The 18,516-nt window shown below is 50.1% G+C and carries 16 protein-coding genes; 12 read left to right on the top strand and 4 right to left on the bottom strand.

The window, feature by feature from the left end; genetic code table 11:
* Position 1 precedes the first annotated feature (1 nt).
* The 12 genes from HZB62_16050 (at position 2) to typA (ending at position 14,884) form a co-directional block, all read left to right on the top strand.
* Positions 2-1,192 (top strand): NADH-quinone oxidoreductase subunit D, encoded by a 1,191-nt coding sequence (locus tag HZB62_16050; protein MBI5076661.1) that lies wholly within the window; start codon positions 2-4, stop codon positions 1,190-1,192.
* Between the two features lie 36 nt (positions 1,193-1,228).
* Complete coding sequence (gene nuoE, locus HZB62_16045; GenBank protein MBI5076660.1) at positions 1,229-1,693, top strand: NADH-quinone oxidoreductase subunit NuoE; 465 nt, start codon at positions 1,229-1,231, stop codon at positions 1,691-1,693.
* Between the two features lie 4 nt (positions 1,694-1,697).
* Positions 1,698-2,963 (top strand): NADH-quinone oxidoreductase subunit NuoF, encoded by a 1,266-nt coding sequence (gene nuoF, locus HZB62_16040; protein ID MBI5076659.1) that lies wholly within the window; start codon positions 1,698-1,700, stop codon positions 2,961-2,963.
* Positions 2,960-5,548: an NADH-quinone oxidoreductase subunit NuoG gene (gene nuoG, locus HZB62_16035; GenBank protein MBI5076658.1), complete on the top strand. Its 2,589-nt coding sequence runs from the start codon at positions 2,960-2,962 to the stop codon at positions 5,546-5,548. Before nuoF ends, nuoG begins: the two co-directional genes overlap by 4 nt.
* A gap of 41 nt (positions 5,549-5,589) precedes the next feature.
* Entirely contained in the window at positions 5,590-6,600 is a 1,011-nt protein-coding gene (gene nuoH / locus HZB62_16030) for an NADH-quinone oxidoreductase subunit NuoH (GenBank protein ID MBI5076657.1), read from the top strand.
* Complete coding sequence (nuoI, locus tag HZB62_16025) at positions 6,600-7,154, top strand: NADH-quinone oxidoreductase subunit NuoI (protein MBI5076656.1); 555 nt, start codon at positions 6,600-6,602, stop codon at positions 7,152-7,154. The genes nuoH and nuoI overlap by 1 nt, the downstream gene beginning before the upstream one ends.
* Before the next feature lie 2 nt (positions 7,155-7,156).
* On the top strand, positions 7,157-7,669 hold the full coding sequence (locus HZB62_16020; protein MBI5076655.1) for an NADH-quinone oxidoreductase subunit J: 513 nt from the start codon (positions 7,157-7,159) through the stop codon (positions 7,667-7,669).
* A gap of 2 nt (positions 7,670-7,671) precedes the next feature.
* The gene (gene nuoK / locus HZB62_16015; protein MBI5076654.1) at positions 7,672-7,974 is read left to right on the top strand and encodes an NADH-quinone oxidoreductase subunit NuoK; all 303 of its coding nucleotides are present in this window, start codon (positions 7,672-7,674) and stop codon (positions 7,972-7,974) included.
* A 4-nt stretch (positions 7,975-7,978) separates the two neighbouring features.
* On the top strand, positions 7,979-9,898 hold the full coding sequence (gene nuoL, locus HZB62_16010) for an NADH-quinone oxidoreductase subunit L (protein ID MBI5076653.1): 1,920 nt from the start codon (positions 7,979-7,981) through the stop codon (positions 9,896-9,898).
* 3 nt (positions 9,899-9,901) lie between these two features.
* Positions 9,902-11,437, top strand: a complete 1,536-nt coding sequence (locus HZB62_16005; protein ID MBI5076652.1) for an NADH-quinone oxidoreductase subunit M — start codon at positions 9,902-9,904, stop codon at positions 11,435-11,437.
* Positions 11,438-11,456: 19 nt separating this feature from the next.
* On the top strand, positions 11,457-12,884 hold the full coding sequence (locus tag HZB62_16000; protein MBI5076651.1) for an NADH-quinone oxidoreductase subunit N: 1,428 nt from the start codon (positions 11,457-11,459) through the stop codon (positions 12,882-12,884).
* Positions 12,885-13,069: 185 nt separating this feature from the next.
* The gene (gene typA, locus HZB62_15995; GenBank protein MBI5076650.1) at positions 13,070-14,884 is read left to right on the top strand and encodes a translational GTPase TypA; all 1,815 of its coding nucleotides are present in this window, start codon (positions 13,070-13,072) and stop codon (positions 14,882-14,884) included.
* A 71-nt stretch (positions 14,885-14,955) separates the two neighbouring features.
* Here typA and cysQ read toward each other — a convergent pair whose 3' ends face one another.
* The 4 genes from cysQ to HZB62_15975 form a co-directional block, all read right to left on the bottom strand.
* Entirely contained in the window at positions 14,956-15,795 is an 840-nt protein-coding gene (gene cysQ, locus HZB62_15990; GenBank protein MBI5076649.1) for a 3'(2'),5'-bisphosphate nucleotidase CysQ, read from the bottom strand.
* 131 nt (positions 15,796-15,926) lie between these two features.
* Positions 15,927-16,562 carry a PAS domain-containing protein gene (locus HZB62_15985; protein ID MBI5076648.1) on the bottom strand — a complete coding sequence of 212 codons (636 nt, stop codon included), beginning with the start codon at positions 16,560-16,562 and terminating at the stop codon, positions 15,927-15,929.
* 235 nt (positions 16,563-16,797) lie between these two features.
* Entirely contained in the window at positions 16,798-17,559 is a 762-nt protein-coding gene (locus HZB62_15980) for a hypothetical protein (protein ID MBI5076647.1), read from the bottom strand.
* 3 nt (positions 17,560-17,562) lie between these two features.
* Positions 17,563-18,153, bottom strand: a complete 591-nt coding sequence (locus HZB62_15975) for a rhodanese-like domain-containing protein (protein MBI5076646.1) — start codon at positions 18,151-18,153, stop codon at positions 17,563-17,565.
* Between the last annotated feature and the right edge of the window lie 363 nt (positions 18,154-18,516).

The raw sequence follows: 18,516 nt of genomic DNA, 5'->3' as shown, positions 1-18,516 counted from the left end.
TATGGAAGATATAGAAAAACCATTTGAGACAAAAGAACTGACGATCAGCATGGGTCCGCAGCACCCGGCGACCCATGGTGTCCTGCGTTTGGTATTGAACCTCCAGGGAGAGAACGTCATTAAGTGTACTCCCCATGTGGGATACCTTCACCGGGGCATAGAAAAGCTTGGTGAGAACAAGACCTATTTTGCCGCTCTTCCGCTGACCGACAGGCTTGACTACATATCCTCCATGAACAACAATGTGGGATATGTTGTCGCTGTGGAGAAACTTTTCGGTATTGAGGCGCCTGAGCGGGCAAAATATATCAGGACCATACTTGCAGAGATGGGACGGTTATCCAGTCATATCGTCTGGCTCGGCACCCATGTCCTCGATATTGGCGCCACAACACCGTTTCTGCATGCCATGGTGGCAAGGGAGAAAATTCTCGATCTTTTTGAGATGGTCTGCGGTGCACGACTGACTGTCAGTTTCCCTCGCGTAGGCGGCATACGTAATGATATCAGCCAGGAGTTCCTTGATCAGCTTTATGCTTTTATCCTCGATTTTCCTTCCAAGATGGATGACTATGAGACACTGGTTACGGAGAACAGGATCTGGAAGGAAAGGACTGTTGATATCGGCATTATATCACTGGAAGAGGCCGTTAACTGGGGTCTGACCGGAGGAACGCTCCGCGGCTCAGGCTCTGACTATGACGTAAGAAAATATTTTCCCTACGATGCTTATGACAAGGTCGATTTCGACGTGCCGGTAGGAAAGAAGGGCGACTGTTATGACCGTTACCTCGTCAGAGTCGGCGAGATGAGGCAATCCATCAGAATCATCAGGCAGTGCATCGAAAATCTGCCTGCAGGGCCTGTCATGGCAGACGCACCGAAGTTCACGCTTCCACCAAAGGACATGGTCCTCAAGGACATGGAGCATCTTATTCATCAGTTCATCCTTATTACCAAGGGCCCGACCGTGCCTGAAGGTGAGATTTATGTCGGAAGTGAGGTGCCGAAAGGAGAGCTCGGCTTCTATTTTGTGAGCGACGGAACCGGGAAGCCTTACCGGATGCGTGTCAGGTCGCCGTCCTTTGTACATGCCTCCGTACTCACAAGGCTTTGTGAGGGTGGTCTTATAGCAGATGTTATTGCGAATATCGGGACGATCGATATCGTTCTGGGTGAGTGCGATCGGTAATAAAAAGGCTAAGGCAGAGGTCAAAAAATATAATTTATGTTTAATGATGCATCGATAAAAGAGATAGCGGAGATCAGGACGAAATACCCGAACAGCCGGGCAGCTCTCCTGCCGGCGCTTTATGTGGCGCAGCGGGAATACGGCTGGCTCTCGCCTGAGGCCTATGAAGCGGTCGCTGACCTGCTTAATGTGCCTAAAGCGACTGCCCGGGGAGTGGGGACCTTCTACGCGATGTACAAGCAGAAACCGATGGGCAGGCACCTTATCCAGCTTTGTACGAATGTCTCCTGCATGATCCTTGGAGCCGAAAGACTTATTGATTTTTTGAAAAATAAATATGGTATCGAGCCCGGAGGCATATCACCTGACGGCAGATTTTCCCTTGTTATCATGGAGTGCATCGGAGCGTGCGGCACGGCACCGGCAATGCTGATTAACGACGACTTTTACGAGAACCTGAACGAAATAAATCTGGACGAGATCCTGGGGAAATACCAATAAGAGAATTATGGAAGCGGCACTGTTAAAAAATATAGAAAATCCGAACTCCGCAGATATCCTTGAATACAAGAATATCGGCGGGTACAAGGGCCTTGCGAAGGCACTTGAGATGGAGCCCCAGCAGATCATTGACGAGGTGAAGAGGGCCGGGCTTAGGGGCCGCGGTGGTGCGGGTTTCCCGGTAGCCATGAAATGGACCTTTGCAGCAGCTGACCCGAAGTTCCCGAAATATCTTCTTTGCAATGCAGACGAAGGGGAACCGGGGACGTTCAAGGACCGGCCTATTCTTGAGAAGAACCCGCATATTCTTATTGAAGGCATGGCAATTTCAGGACACGCGCTTAAGGCGGAATACGGTTACATCTACCTGCGCGGTGAATACCCTGCAGCAAAGCATATTCTGAACAAGGCGATCAAGCAGGCGTATGACAACAATCTTCTTGGTGAAAATATCCTCGGGAAAGGCATCACCTTCCATCTCGCGGTACACCAGGGAGCGGGGGCATATATCTGCGGTGAAGAAACCGCGCTTATTGAGTCACTTGAAGGAGATAAGGGACAGCCGAGGATCAAACCCCCGTTTCCGGTTAACGTCGGCGTTTTTTCGAAACCGACGGTTGTCAACAATGTCGAGACCCTCTCGAATCTGCCCTATATCATGGAGATCGGCGGTGAAGCATATGCAAAGATCGGCACACCGGATTGCCCCGGCCCTAAGATATTCTGCGTCAGCGGCCATGTCGAAAGACCGGGCGTGTACGAGCTGCCCATGGGAACAAAACTGAAGGATATCGTATATACGCATTGCGGAGGCATCAAGGGGGGAAAGAAGCTTAAGGCCGTGATCCCCGGCGGAATATCAACGCCTGTGCTTCCTCCTGACAAGATAGATTGCCCCATGGATTTTGTGAATATGCCTAAGCATGGCAGCATGCTTGGTTCAGGTGCGGTCATTGTTATGGATGAGTCTGTCTGTCTTGTCAAGGTGTGTCACCGGGCCCTGAAGTTTTTCGAGCATGAGTCCTGCGGCAAATGCACGCCTTGCCGGGAAGGAACCGGCTGGCTGCGTGCCATTCTCGGGCGCATCGAAGAAGGCCATGGCGCGGAGGGAGATATTGATCTGCTGCTGTCTGTTGCAGGGAATATGCTCGGTAAAACGTTCTGTCCGCTTGGCGATGGTGCAGCCTGTGTTGTTCAAAATTTCATCAAGCATTTCAGACCGGAGTTCGAGGATCATATTAAAGAGAAGAAATGCACGGTGAACGGATGAAAATCATAACAATAACGATAAACGGGAAGGAAATAAAGCTTGAAAAGGCTGTGACCGTCCTTGAGGCTGCGCGCTCTGCAGGCATCAAAATTCCGACGCTCTGCTATCACGAGCAGCTCGAAAAATATGGCGGCTGCAGACTCTGTCTCGTTGAAGTTGAAAAGATGCCGAGGCTTCAGACTGCCTGCACACTTATGGTGACTGACGGCATGGTAGTCAGGACCGAGACAGAGCAGATTGCTGATGTGCGGCGCGGCATACTTGAGTTTTTGCTTATCAATCACCCGCTCGATTGTCCCTACTGCGATAAAGCGGGCGAGTGCGACCTCCAGGACCTTGTTGAAAAATACGGCCCTGCAAAGGGGAGATTCAAAGAGAAGAAAAGAAAAGTAAAAGAGAGTCTGGCAGACTCTGCGATCGTCAGGAATATGGAGCGCTGCATCATGTGCACGCGGTGTGTCAGGATGTGTGAAGGCCGGCAGGGTGCCTCGGCCATTGCAGTTATTGACCGCGGCGGACACTCACATATCGAGCCGTTTTCCGGCGGGAAATTCGACTGCGAGTACTGCGGCAATTGTGTCTCGGTCTGTCCGGTAGGCGCGATCATGTCAAGACTCCACAGGCACAGTTATCGGCCCTGGCAGGTAAAGGAACAGCATGAGACCGTATGTCCGTACTGCGGTGTCGGTTGTACGGTTGTGGCTCAGGTGCGTGATGACGTTATTATGAGGGTGATACCGAAGCTCGGCTCTGCTGTGAACAACGGCATGCTCTGCTCCCGTGGAAGGTTCGGTTACGAATTTGTCGGCAGCAAGGATAGGCTCACTACACCGCTTATCAGGAAGAACGGAACGCTTGTTGAAGCGACCTGGGAAGAAGCGATAACCCTTGTTGCGAAAAAGCTCAGTAATATAAAGGTCATGTTCAGCAGCCAGGCGATCGCAGGTATTGCTTCCTTGCGGTGTACAAATGAGGACAACTATCTCTTTCAGAAGTTCATGCGTGCTGCAGTGGGCACGAACAATATAGACACTACTGCACGGACCGGATTCGCGGGGGCCCAGAGCTTTATTGAGAATATCTTTGGCCAGGGTGCAACAGCGAACATCATCTCAGGACTGGCAAACTCCGATACGGTCATGGTGATCGGCGGAGATCCGACCACCATGAACCCTATTCTTGGTCTTCAGATAAGGGCTTGTGCAAGAAGAAACGGCAATGTCCTGACGATCGGCAGCATAGATGGTCTTAGAAATTTTGATCCAACGAAACTCCTGCCAAGACTGCAGACAGAAACGGCCCTGCTGGAAGGGATTGTGACCGCACTCAGGGAAAAGAAAGGTCTGCCAGGATCAAATGCGGCCCTTGAAGCAAAAATAAAAGATATTACGATTTCGGCTGCTGAGGTAACCGACAAGACCGGTGTAACGGTAAGCGAGCTTTCAGTGTTTGTTGATCTGCTTGCTGCAGCAGCAACATTCAGCCTTGTTATCGGCAAGGATATTGTCCAGAGCGCAGGAGGAAGCTATAAGCTGCTCCTGCTCTCGGCGATAAATTATCTTGCCAATGGAAGGATCTACCTTCTTTCAGAAAAAGCCAATGAGCAGGGTGCCCTTGACATGGGCTGTGCACCGGATATCCTTCCCGGATACCGGCCTGTTGCGTACCCCGAGTTCAGAAAGAAATGTGAGAATGTCTGGCACACCGAATTATCTGAAAAGCCGGGACTCAATCTCTTTGAGATGGTGGATGCTGCTGAGCAGGGAAGCCTCAAGGCTGTCTATGTAATGGGTGAAAATCCTCTCTGCAATATCCCGGACTCGGGCAGGGTCGAAGCAGCATTCAGGAAGCTCGACTTTCTGGTTGTGCAGGACATCTTCCTTACGGAAACAGCCAAGCTTGCAGATGTTGTGCTCCCCGCACTGAGCTGGGCAGAAAAAGACGGCACATTTACGAATATGGAACGCAGAATCCAGCGCGTACGGAAGTCTGTGCACAGAGAGGGCATGGATGACTGGAAGATCATCGCTGAAATATCAAAGAATATGGGATACGGCATGGACTATAGGAGAGCAGAAGATGTGTTCCATGAGGCAACAAGAGTGTCTCCGCTTCACCGGGATCTGACGTATGAAGACATAGAGAATGGCGACAATATCTATCCCTATAAAGGTGAGCCTCTGCGTGACGCGAAGGAAGATATACTGATTGACAGATCTGCACCCGCTGCGGCGACAGGCAAACTTTATCTGAAGATCGAGAAGCCGCTTTTTCATTCAGGCACAATGAGCACAAAAGCACCTGCGCTTATCAACATCTATCCCCAGTCAGTGGCCAGGATCAGTGCAGAGACAGCGCAGATGCTCTCACTTACCGAGGGAGACGTTGTACGGGTCAAGACGAAAACAGGTTCCCTTGCCCTTTTTGTTGCCATTGAAAAGGACGGCGACCGTTCGTCAGTCAAGGTCGGCAACAACTTCGAGGGCAAAGGTGCGTTCAGGCTTACTGACTGCATTCTTGATCCCGTAACCAAGGCCCCCTGTCTGGACAGCATAGAGATAGCCATAGAAAAGGTGACTGCATGAACAGCTTCCTTGAACCGATCCTTGCTCCGTTTCTCGGCATGATGCTGACCAATATTGTTATTATTCTTGTAAAGGTTGCGATTGTCATTGGCATAACACTTCTGCATGTTGCCTATGCCACCTATTGGGAGAGAAAGGTCATCGGCTTTATGCAGTTCAGACTGGGTCCGAGAGAAGTGGGCTGGTTTGGCTTGCTGCAGCCTATCGCTGACGGGGTAAAGCTCTTTTTCAAAGAAGATATCATACCGGCAACTGCGGACAAACCGATATTCTATCTGGCTCCTGTTATATTTTTTGTGTCTGCGCTCACCTCTCTTTCGGTATTGCCTTTCTTTGATGGTTTTGCGGTGGCGAATATCAATGTCGGCCTTCTCTTTCTTCTTGCCATGTCATCTCTTGGCGCATATGGCATTGTGATGGCAGGGTGGTCTTCAGGATCAAAATATTCATTCCTCGGCGGTCTGAGGTCAGCTTCGCAGGTTATCAGCTATGAGATTGCCATGGGCCTGAGCCTGGTCGGCGTCATGATCATGTCAGGCTCCCTTAATTTGACAGAGATCGTGAAAGCTCAGCACAACTACCCTGCAGGTTTCTATGCCATTCCGCAGGTGCTTGGGTTCTTTGTCTTTTTTGTTGCTATGTTCGCAGAAACGAACCGGCTGCCCTTTGACCTCCCTGAGGCAGAAAGCGAGCTGGTGGCCGGATATTTTACCGAATACAGCGGCTTCAGGTTTGCCATGTTCTTCCTTGGCGAGTACACAGGGATGCTCATCATGTCCGCCATAGGTACGCTCTGTTTTCTTGGCGGCTGGACATTGCCGAAATTTGTTATGGACCTCCTGCCGTTTCTGTCCCAGCTGCCGCCGATCGTCTGGGTTGTAGTGTTTCTCGGCAAGGTCTACTTCTTTATGTTCCTGTATTATTGGGTGCGAGCAACGCTTCCACGGTACCGCTACGATCAGCTTATGAACATTGGATGGAAGGTCCTCATTCCGCTTGCCCTGGTGAACATTGTATTTACCGGCACGCTGAAGATCATGGGATGGTTCTGATGAAGAATTCTTTGATAAAAATAATGTTTTTTACCGAGATACTGAAGGGCATGGCTCTTACGTTCAGGACACTTTTCAAGCCGGCAGTTACACGACGGTATCCGCTTGTAAAGGTGCCGGCTCAGCCCGGGTACCGCGGCCTGCATGCGCTTGCCAAAGATAATACGGGAAGAATGAAGTGTGTGGGATGCGGTCTTTGCGGAGCCTACTGTCCGTCGCAGTGCATTCATATCTATACAACAGAGGGCGAAGACCATAACAAGGTCGTTGACCGGTATGAGGTCGACGTAGCCCGGTGCATCTTCTGCGGCTTTTGTGTTGAGGCCTGCCCTTTTGGCGCCATAACCCTGAGCGAGCACTATGAATATTCCAACTACTCGAGAGATGCATTTTATATGAACAAGGAGAGTCTGCTTTCAAACTGGGACAAGTATTTCGAAGGTGAAAAAGGGAAACAGTATTTTAAGAAATTCTGGAGGCCCCTGACCGAAGACTTCAAGGGCAACCCTGAACAGGCAATGTTCAGCAAAATACCCGGAAAGGAAAAACGATAGGCATGCTGCAACAACTTTTCTTCGGCTATTATGCAGTTACGATCATCGTGCTGTCGCTGCTTGTCGTAACGCGCAGGAACCCGGTGCACAGTGTGATGTGGATGCTGCTGCTTTTCTTCCATATCGCAGGCCTGTACCTCTTCCTGAATGCTGAGTTCATTGCGGCGATCCAGATAATTGTCTATGCCGGCGCGATCCTGGTCCTATTCCTTTTTGTGGTCCTGCTGCTCAATCTGAAGGAAGAGATCTCGATCAAACAATTTGTCGGCTCATGGCCTGCCGGACTGTTTGTTACCGGACTGCTCTTTGTTTCTATCGTGTCTGCGCTCGGGTCCTATATTCAAGGGCCGGTTGGCAAACATACCATTGAAGCTGTCAGGAGTGAGACGCACACAAAGGCCCTGGGAAGGCTCCTGTATACCGAGTATCTGTTCCCCTTTGAAATAGCATCCCTGATCCTGCTTGTGGCTGTCGTCGGTGCGATAGTCCTTGCAAAAAGGAAGCTGAGGAGTTAATGATGGTTCCTTTGAACTGGTATCTGATCCTGAGTGCAGCGGTTTTTATGATAGGCATGTTCGGCTTCCTCACCAGGAAGAATGTTATCATCATGTTCATGTCGGTTGAGTTGATGCTGAACGCGGTGAATATCAGCCTTGTATCATTCAGCCACTATCTGCAGGATATGCGCGGCCATATTCTTGTTTTTTTTATCATTACGGTAGCAGCAGCAGAAGCGGCAATAGGGCTTGCGATCATCCTTGCACTGTTCAGGAACAAGCAGACAGCACATGTCGATGAAATGAATGAGATGAAGGGATAACCGAATGAACCTTTATGTAATGATACCGTTCCTGCCGCTTGCCGCTTTTTTGATCAACATCCTTTTCGGCAGGAAATTACTGAAGGAAAATGCGCACTGGGTCTCTATCGCGGCCGTGGCCGGGTCTTGGGTTGTTGCGGTGATGGCGCTCACGGATGTGCTTTCCGGCGCAAAGATCAACTATGATGTATTCACCTGGATACTCTCCGGAGGGTTCAAGGTATCGGTAGGGTTCCTCATCGACCAGCTCACAGTTGTAATGCTTATCGTGGTAACGACCTGCAGCCTGCTGATCCATATCTACTCGGTTGGGTACATGCATGGCGATCCCGGCTATTATCGCTTCTTCTCCTATCTTAGCCTCTTCACCTTCTCGATGCTTATGCTTGTCATGGCAAACAACTTTCTGCAGCTCTACTTCGGATGGGAAGGCGTGGGTCTCTGTTCCTACTTCCTGATCGGCTATTATTTCAATAAGAAGTCAGCGTCTGATGCAGGCAAGAAGGCGTTCATTGTGAACCGTTTCGGCGACTTCGGCTTCGGCATCGGTATCTTTATGATATTCATCACCTTCGGCAATGTATATTATGAGCCGGTCTTCAGCCAGGCGGGCAGCTTTGCAAACACAAGTGTGAACTTCCTCGGCTTTGACGTGCATCTCATGACACTCATAGCGCTCCTGCTCTTCTGTGGCTCGGTCGGAAAATCGGCACAGATGCCGCTCCATGTCTGGCTGCCTGATGCCATGGAGGGCCCTACACCGGTCAGCGCGCTCATTCATGCAGCAACCATGGTCACTGCCGGTGTATTTCTTGTTGCACGCTGCAGTCCCATCTTCAGCCTGTCAGAGACTGCGCTTATGGTCGTTGCTCTCACCGGAGCAATAACCTCGCTCTTTGCGGCAACCATCGGTCTTGTGCAGAATGATCTGAAAAGGATCATTGCATATTCGACGGTAAGCCAGCTCGGCTATATGTTTTTGGCCTGCGGGGTCGGCGCATATACTGCCGGGGTATTCCATCTGTATACGCATGCATTTTTCAAGGCGCTCCTCTTCCTCTGTGCAGGAAGCGTCATGCATGCCATGGGCGGAGAACTCAATATCCAGAAGATGGGAAACCTTAAAAAATATATGCCGGTCACCTATATCACCATGCTGATCGCCTCGTTCAGTATCTCGGGAATACCGGGTCTTGCAGGATTTTTCAGCAAGGACGAGATCCTCTGGCTCGCCTATTCAGGCCCGAGTCCTGTCGGAAAATTTGTTTGGGCAATCGGCACACTGGTAGCGTTCCTTACGGCATTCTATTCCTTCAGGCTTATATTCCTGACATTCCATGGCCCATTTCGAGGGACACACGAGCAGGAGCACCATCTCCATGAGTCGCCGAAGTCCATGACCGTACCGCTGATGCTCCTCTGCATCGGTGCGGTGGCAGCAGGGTGGGTCGGTATTCCCCATCTCGTCGGCGGCGGCGCCCATTTCACCGAGTTCATGAAACCGGTGCTGGGACATCCGGAGGGGCATGGCACACATGCAGAGGAATGGATGGTCATGGGCATATCTGTAATGGTAGGACTTGCGGGAATCGGTCTTGCCTATTTCATGTATTTGGTCAGACCCGAACTGCCTGCAAGGATAAGCCAGCAGTTTGCTGCTGTTCACAGGATTCTCTTTAACAAGTATTATGTTGATGAACTTTACGACCTCATAATCATCAGACCGACTATCTGGATCGCAAAGAACGTTCTGATAGGGGTCACGGACGCACGGATCATCGAGGCTATTGTCAATGGCGTGCCGAATGCGATTGCTGCCTTCAGTTCCGGACTGAGGCGAATTCAGACAGGGCTTATGCAGCACTATGCGACTATTATGGCAACCGGTATTCTGCTGATTATTGCCATGATGCTCCTGAGGTAGAGGATGGAACAGACGATGAATAACGCATTGGGATTTCCGATACTGAGCATGCTGATCTGCTGGCCGCTGGTCGGGGCGGCCTTTCTCCTGTTCATCAATCGGACGAATGAGCAGGCGATCAAGCTGGTGAGCCTTCTCATTAGCGTTGCAACGTTTCTCCTCTCCATCTTTCTCTTTACCCATTTCGATAAATCAACGCATATGATGCAGTTTGCCGAACACTATGCATGGATACCGATCCTGAACATGAATTACCATCTTGGACTCGATGGTATCAGCGTGCTTTTTGTCCTTCTGGCGACGCTCGTCACGGTCCTCAGCGTGCTGATCTCCTGGGAATCGGTCAGGATGAAGATGAAGGAATTCTTCATCTGTATTCTGGTGCTCGAAAGCGCCATGATCGGGGTCTTCTGCTCCCTTGATTTCATGCTTTTCTATCTGTTCTGGGAGGCTATGCTCATCCCGATGTACCTGCTTATCGGTGTATGGGGCGGACCGAACAGGGTTTATGCCGCCATAAAGTTCTTCTTGTACACCCTTGTCGGTAGCGTGCTGATGCTTGTCGGTATCATGGTACTCTATTTCTATGCAGGCAGGACCTTTAGTATTCTTGAGCTTATGACAAAGGCTTATCCGTACAAGATGCAGCTGATGCTCTTCTGGGCATTCTTTGCAGCCTTTGCCGTGAAGGTGCCGATGTTCCCGGTGCATACCTGGCTGCCTGATGCACATACCGAGGCGCCGACTGCCGGCAGTGTCATCCTTGCTGCCGTGCTTATCAAGATGGGCGCATACGGTTTTCTCAGGTTCTCGCTGCCGCTTCTGCCCGATGCTTCCCGTGAGATGGCACCGGTAATGCTCGTACTGTCGGTAATAGCCATCATCTACGGCGGCATCATCTGTCTTGCACAGACCGACCTGAAAAGGCTTATCGCTTACAGTTCCGTCAGCCACATGGGGTTTGTGACCCTCGGCATCTTTGCCCTGAACACACAGGGCGTTGAGGGCGGGATACTGCAGATGCTGAACCACGGCATTGTTACCGGCGCCCTGTTCTTAAGCGTCGGCATCATTTATGAAAGGACGCATACGAGGGTTATCGCTGATTATGGCGGTGTTGCCTCGGTAATGCCGATATACTCCTCGCTCTTTATTGTCTTTACCTTTGCGTCCATAGGCCTGCCTGCGACAAACGGTTTTGTGGGAGAGTTCCTCATTCTCCTTGGCGGATTTAAGGCCAGTCAGTGGGCCGGAGTGCTCTCGGCATCAGGTATTATCATCGGCGCAGGGTACATGCTCTGGCTTTATCAGCGGGTATTTTTTATGGAGACGAGTCAAAAAGTTGCAGGACTTCAGGACATAACAACAAGAGAACTGATGACGCTTCTTCCAATGGTTGTCCTGATATTCTGGATCGGCATTTATCCGAACACTTATCTGAGCTTTATGCATCCGTCAGTACAGCACCTTCTTGAGAGGGTGAACGGTGGCAGCGCACCGGCAGTGGCGGCGAATGTTATTACGCAGATCTTGAAATGAGACCGGAGGATTACTATAGATGCCCCTGACAATGCCTAACCTTACGCCTGTGATGCCTGAAATGGTGATGACGGTTATGGCGATCGTCATGCTCATGGCTGAGCTTGTGATCAAGAGGAAGGAGACGATCGGATTTCTTACGATCATCGGCGCGAGCGCTGCCTCTTTTACGCTTGTAGGTTCCCTGGGCACGACCTTTGGCGGCATGTATATCTCTGACGGGTACAGTACCTTCTTCAAGCTCATCTTTCTCGTCAATCTGATTCTTACGGTCCTGATGTCTTCGAAATACCTCGAGACCGTGAAGATCAACTTCGGCGAATACTACAGCCTTATCCTCTTTGCAACGCTCGGTATGATGCTTATGGCATCTGCAGCCGATATCATCGTTCTCTATCTTGGTCTTGAGCTTATGGCCCTGAGCACGTATATCCTTGCCGGCTTCATCCGGTATGATATCAAGTCGAACGAAGCTGCCATGAAATATCTGCTCCTGGGCGCCTTTGCATCAGCTATGCTCCTGTATGGAACGTCAATGATCTACGGGCTCACCGGCACGACGAACCTCAGGGACATAGCAGCATATATCGTGAAAACCAATCTTGCTTCAAATCCTGTGCTGATGCTTTCGATGATCCTGTTTGCCGCTGCTTTTTCCTTCAAGATCGCTGCGGTGCCGTTTCATATGTGGGCACCTGATGCATATGAGGGAGCCCCCACGCCAATAACCTCATTCATGTCAGTCGGGCCAAAGGCAGCAGGGTTTGCTGTGCTCGGCCGGGTTTTTCTCACCGCATTCGGCTCCGTTCGTATTGACTGGGCTGTGATATTCATTCCGATAGCGATCCTCACCATGGCTGTCGGAAACATCGTTGCCCTTTCACAGACGAATATCAAGAGGATGCTGGCTTACTCCTCGATCGCACATGCCGGGTACATGCTTGTCGGTATCATAGCAGGAACTCCTGACGGCATGGCGAGCGTGCTGAACTATATGTTCATATACGCATTTATGAATATCGGCGCTTTTGCCATTATCGTCATGCTCAGGACAGAAGGGTTCAAGGGAGAGGAGATTACTGATTATGAGGGGCTTGCCAAGACCCACCCGACGGCAGCAGCACTTATGCTCATCTTCATGTTCTCGCTTACCGGCATACCGCCTATGGCAGGGTTTATGGGCAAGTTCTACCTCTTTATGTCTGCCATCAGTGCCGGTTACACCTGGCTTGTGATTATCGCAGTTCTCTTTAGTGCCATATCCGCATACTTTTATCTCAGAATCGTTATGCTTATGTACATGAAAGAGCCGAAAGAGACCGTACAGCTGAACAGTTCTCCGGGATTGGTGCTGGTATTTACCGTAACTGCCGCTGCAGTGCTTTTCATCGGCATATTGCCGTCAAAGCTCCTGCTGCTCGCCAGGCTGGCAATCTCCGCATTTTAGCGCGCGTCGTTTGTTTTGATCCCTAGTTCGGGATAACGGCATGCCTTTAGTTGCTTTTTCCGTGTCAAGCCCAGTAAACTATGAACCTGTAGTCACTCCTGGCCGTAAATCCCGGAAATGTACTTCGATGCGATAGTTATGCCTGTTTGCGGACCCGGAGATATTTTAAATAAAATGAGGTAGCAATGAAACGCGAGAATTTGAGAAACATAGCAATTATAGCCCATGTTGACCATGGCAAGACGACGCTTGTTGACGGCATGCTCAGGCAGTCCGGTACCTTTCGGGAGAACGAGAGGGTGCAGGAGCGGGTCATGGACAATATTGATCTGGAACGCGAGCGCGGCATTACGATCATGGCAAAGAACACTGCGGTGGACTATCACGGCACGAGGATCAATATCATTGACACGCCCGGCCATGCCGATTTTGGCGGCGAAGTAGAGCGAACGCTCAAGATGGTCGATGGCGTTCTTCTCCTTGTTGACGCCTCGGAAGGTCCGCTGCCGCAGACACGGTTCGTGCTGAAAAAGGCGCTCGAACTTAATCTCCCGCCCATCATTGTGGTCAACAAGATAGACAGGCCTGATGCACGCATTCAGGATGTGCTGAACGAGGTCTATGATCTCTTCATCGACCTCGATGCAACCGAGGACCAGCTGGATTTCCCGATCGCCTATACGAACGCAAAGCTGGGCACGGCAAAGCTCGACCTGAACGAAGAAAATAATGATCTGAAGCCGCTTTTTGAGCTGATATTGAATACCATTCCGGCTCCTCAGGGAGACGAGAACGGAGTGCTCCAGCTTTTAGTTACGAACATCGATTACAACGACTATGTGGGCAGGCTTGCGATCGCCAGGGTCTTTTCCGGAACCGTAAAGGTTGGAGAATGGGTGGCTGTTGTGAACAGCGATGGAGAGACCATCAAGACAAAGGTGACACAGCTCTATGGTTTTCAGGGTCTTGACCGAGTTGATATCAAAGAGGCCTCTGTGGGCGACATTGTCGCTCTTGCGGGCATTGAAGGTATAAACATCGGCGATACGATAACAAATATTGATAACCCGAAGCCTCTTCCGCGCATCACGGTTGATGAACCGACCATATCCATGGTCTTTGCGGTGAACACTTCTCCCTTTGCAGGCAAGGAAGGGAAATATGTAACGTCAAGAAATATCAGGGAACGACTCGAAAAAGAGCTTCTCTATAATGTTTCGATCAAGGTTGATTTCAGCAACATGGACGCCTTCAGGGTTATGGGCAGGGGCGAACTGCAGCTCGCAATCCTCATCGAGATGATGAGAAGGGAAGGATACGAGCTTTCTGTTTCCATGCCCGAGACCATCACAAAAGAGATCAACGGCAAGGTGCATGAGCCGATGGAGATGCTGGTGATAGACGTGCCCGAGGAGTATGTCGGCGTTGTTACCCAGCAGGCCGGTATGCGCAGGGGAAGGATGCAGAAGATGCAGAACAACGGCCACGGGAGAGTACGGGTCGAGTTCCGGATACCTTCGCGCGGGCTTATCGGATTCCGTTCCCAGTTCCTGACGGACACGCGCGGCACCGGACTGCTGAACCATCTGTTTGACGGGTATGAACCCTGGCAGGGGCCCATATCAAAGCGTCAGACCGGCGCTCTCGTTGCAGACAGGGCCGGCAAAACAACGACTTATGCACTTTTCCATCTCCAGCCCCGCGGCACACTTTTTGTCCAGGAAAATGTTCCGGTATACGAGGGCATGATCATCGGTGAGAATTCCCGGGACAATGACCTTGACGTGAACGTTATCAAGGAAAAGAAGATGACGAATATGCGGGCGTCAGGCGCGGATGAGGCGCTCCAGCTCATACCCCAGAAACTCATGAGCCTTGAGCAGGCAATAGAATTCCTCAAAGAAGACGAATTGGTCGAGATAACGCCCCAGTCCATCAGACTCAGGAAAAAGGTGCTTCAGGCAGGCAAGAGACCGCGCCATAAAGATATAGGCGCCTAATCCGCATAAAGGGCAAACGAAAGCAGGGCTCTTATAAGGCGCAGCGTCACGAGAGGCAGAGGAAAAGGCTGTTACGATCTGTACACGATAAAGCTTGGATTAAGAAGGTTCTCTTTATTGTAAGACAGGGGCTCTCGTGAGCCCGCCCTGAGGACCCTGCCGCCTGCCTGTTCCACAATCGCCTGTCCTGCTGCTGTGTCCCATTCCATGGTAGGGCCAAACCGTGGATAAATGTCTGCCTTGCCTTCAGCGATCAGACAAAACTTGAGGGAACTCCCTGCTGCCAGAAAATCGACCTTTTTATATTTTGTCCTCAAGTCATTGATGAACTGTTCTGTTTCCGGTGACATAGGTGAACGGCTGCCGATGACCGTAACGCGAGAGGCAAGGGGCAAGAGGCAAGGGGCAAGAGGAAGTTTTATTGAACATTTGAGGATTCTGTCAATGGACTGGGATAACAGCACATCGCCATTCTCCAGCTTGAACGCTCCGAGATTTTCTGCTGCAAAATAGAAAACATTCTTCACCGGGATGTATATGACGCCGAGCAGAGGTCTGCCGTTCTGTATCAGTGCGATGTTCACGGTAAATTCGCCGTTGCGCTTGACGAACTCCCTGGTCCCGTCGAGCGGGTCGACAAGCCAGAACATATCCCAGATCTTCCGTTCTTCATAGGATATATTCCTTCCCTCCTCGCTCAGCAGGGGGAGGGGCCAGTCCTGTAAGGCCGCAAGCTCCACGGCTATAATCTCGTGCGAGCGTCTGTCCGCAAGCGTAAGCGGGCTTTTATCGTCCTTTTGCTCGACAGCAAAGTCAGAGTTGTAGACTTCAAGAATGGCCTTGCCTGCTTCCCAGGAGAGTCTGAGCAGGTTGGGAAGGACAGAAAAGAGTTTTTCGCTAACAAGTGGCATCATTTGAAAAGGTTCAGAAAATCTGTGCCTCAGGCTGAGGCATATCTTACTGGCTGTCGGCCTCCTCTTTCTTAACTTTCTCTATGCAGTCAGGACATATTCCATGAGTGAAAAGCGCTTCAGTGTGCTTTTCAACATACATTTCCACCTGACTCCAGTAACCCCTGTCGTCGCGGACTTTCCTGCACCATGCACACATGGGGATCATTACCTTTTAATGTGTTGATATTTTCAAGTGCTTCTTTCAGCTGCGCAATGAGATCCTCTTTTTCCATCTCCGCATTCTTGCGTTCGGTTATATCCCTGACTGCCTCAATGCCGGCGACAATCTCGCCACGCGCATTTCGCAACGAAGATGAGATGATCTCGTAATAGATTTTGCCGCTATCGGTAATCCTGAACTGCTCTTTCTTGTGAATTTTTCCATCTTTGAAAGAAAGCGACAGATGACATCCCGCGCAAACATGGTCCTTTTTCTGATAGGCCCTGTAACAGTATTCACCGGCATGATCGCCGACAAGCCGCTTGTGCTGCTCATTCTGAAAAAGGACCTTGTAGTGAATGTCCTGAATGCTGATCCCATCTCCCAGGGTTGCTATGATAGCCTCAGTCTTTGCCTTTTCGTCATTTGCCCGCACAACAGCCTCTCTCATCATCTTCTGGACACGGTTGAACTTGGCCCTGAGCTTTTCCATCTCCGCGGCCTGTTGGCGCATTTCAGTCAGTTCGGCAATGAGCTGATCTTTTGTCTTGTTTTTATCTTCCATTATGATGTTTTATGGATGAACGATCCTATCCCGCATACATATTTATCTTGTTGATTTTGCGGGATTATTGCAGGAAATGTAAAGTGCTCATGAATAAGCAGCAGCGGAAATACATTAGGGTGGATAAGCACAAAATGCGTATACAAAGAAATCTGCTGAAAACGCTTTGTCTCTGCGCGGTTGATAAACAAGGAAGGCAGCTCATAGCTTGCCTTCCTTGTTTATCGTCCGAATACTATTTTTTTGTTATCTCGTATTTCCCGTCTTTGTCGATCTGGATAACTGCGTTCAAAAAACGGGTCTTAAAGCCTGCTTCCTTGAGATCCTCAAAGACGTTTTCAGCACGAATGCCCGTGGCGCAATGCGTGATGATCTCCTTGTCCTTTGGCAGTTCCTTGAGCCTGTTCTTAACAGTGCTCTCAGGAATATTGGTGGCTCTCTTGATCATGCCGTTCGCGGTTTCATCAGCTTCTCTGACATCAAGAATAATCTTGTCAGGAGAACCCTTTTCTGCAATTGCCTTGAATTCTTCGATCGCTATTTCGCCGGGTCTTGGTTTTGGCACATACGATATGATTGTAGCGAGTTTACCTTTCTCCGCCTTGCCGCCATCCTTTGTCCAGGAGGCAAGGCCGCCGTTCAGCAGAGACGTATTGCCGTATCCCCAGCTTCTGACTGCCTTAAATGCTTCTTCATCAAGCTTGTCTGCATAGAGGATAATAGGTGCCGACTTGTCGCCAGGGAACTTGTCTTTTGCTACTGACAGGTCTTTTGCAGGAATGGAGACTGCTCCCGGGATAAAGCTTTTCTCAGCTTCCCCGGCATCCCGAAGGTCGATAAGTACATGGGCAATATCCTTGTCCATAAGGTCTTTGAGAGCTGCAGATTCTGAAACTATGAGTTTGCCGGCCTTTTTCCATACGGGGATCCCTTCGTGAAATACCTTGACGTTAGTGTAGCCTGCTACTTCTGCCCGACGGGCAGACTCTGGGCTCAACCTTCAGGTTACGCCGCCGCAGTAGAAGATAATGAGTCTATCCTTCTCCTTTGGCAGCATTTTGTCTTTCAGTTCGTCGAATTTGGTGTTATCGAGGGATACCGCATGAGGGATATGCCCCTCGTTGAATCTCGGCTTGGGTCTTGAATCAACGAGCAGATAGCTGCCTTTTTCAGGGCCCATAGCGACAAGCTTTGATATCTCGTCAGCAGTAACGAGCTTTTCGGGAGCGACCTTTGCCGGCGGCTTTACCGTAAGGCTTACAGCATAGGGTTTCTTCTCGTCGCCGGTGAACCTGATGCCGATCTCTTTATCCTTGGAGACAGACAAGAGTTTGTCGGCGCCGGTGATCTTCAGATCATCGCCATAATTGATTATCCATACGAGTTTCTGCCCCACCTGGACATTGATGGTCTTGAATTTTTCCGAGACAGATACGAGAGTGCCCCTGACCAGGTCTTTTTCAGGCTGGTGACACTGTTTGCATGGAGCCAGGACTGTAGGCTTTTCTGCAAATGACAGCCCTGCCGTTCCAAGAAGAACCATTGCTATCATCGAAGTCAGAACAAATAATCGCATTCTCTTGTTAACCATAAATAACCTCCTGTCTAAAATTGTAACTATAGGTTAAGTTTATTCGATACTCATTAACTTGTCAATATGGGGGCCAGTGGCATGGTAGTGAGTACCTGATCATGGATAAGATCTGCTAAAGACCAACTGATATATGAAAAAACATATTGAATTAATTGGCAAAATGGGGAAAATATAAGCTGAGTAAGGTGCTAAAGGCATAAGCAGCATCTGGAAAGACTGCGAGATACAATCAAAAAGTGTGTAAATAGATAGAAGGCGGTGTATCCTTTCAAGTTGCGACCAAACAACAAAGGAAGGAGCCACCACCATGAAGAAGGGTATCACCGAGACAGAGAAGCAGTCAAGAGCAACGTATGACGT

The organism is Nitrospirota bacterium, assembly GCA_016214855.1.
Taxonomy (GTDB): domain Bacteria; phylum Nitrospirota; class Thermodesulfovibrionia; order Thermodesulfovibrionales; family UBA6898; genus UBA6898.
This window is presented reverse-complemented; position numbering and strand designations above follow the sequence as displayed.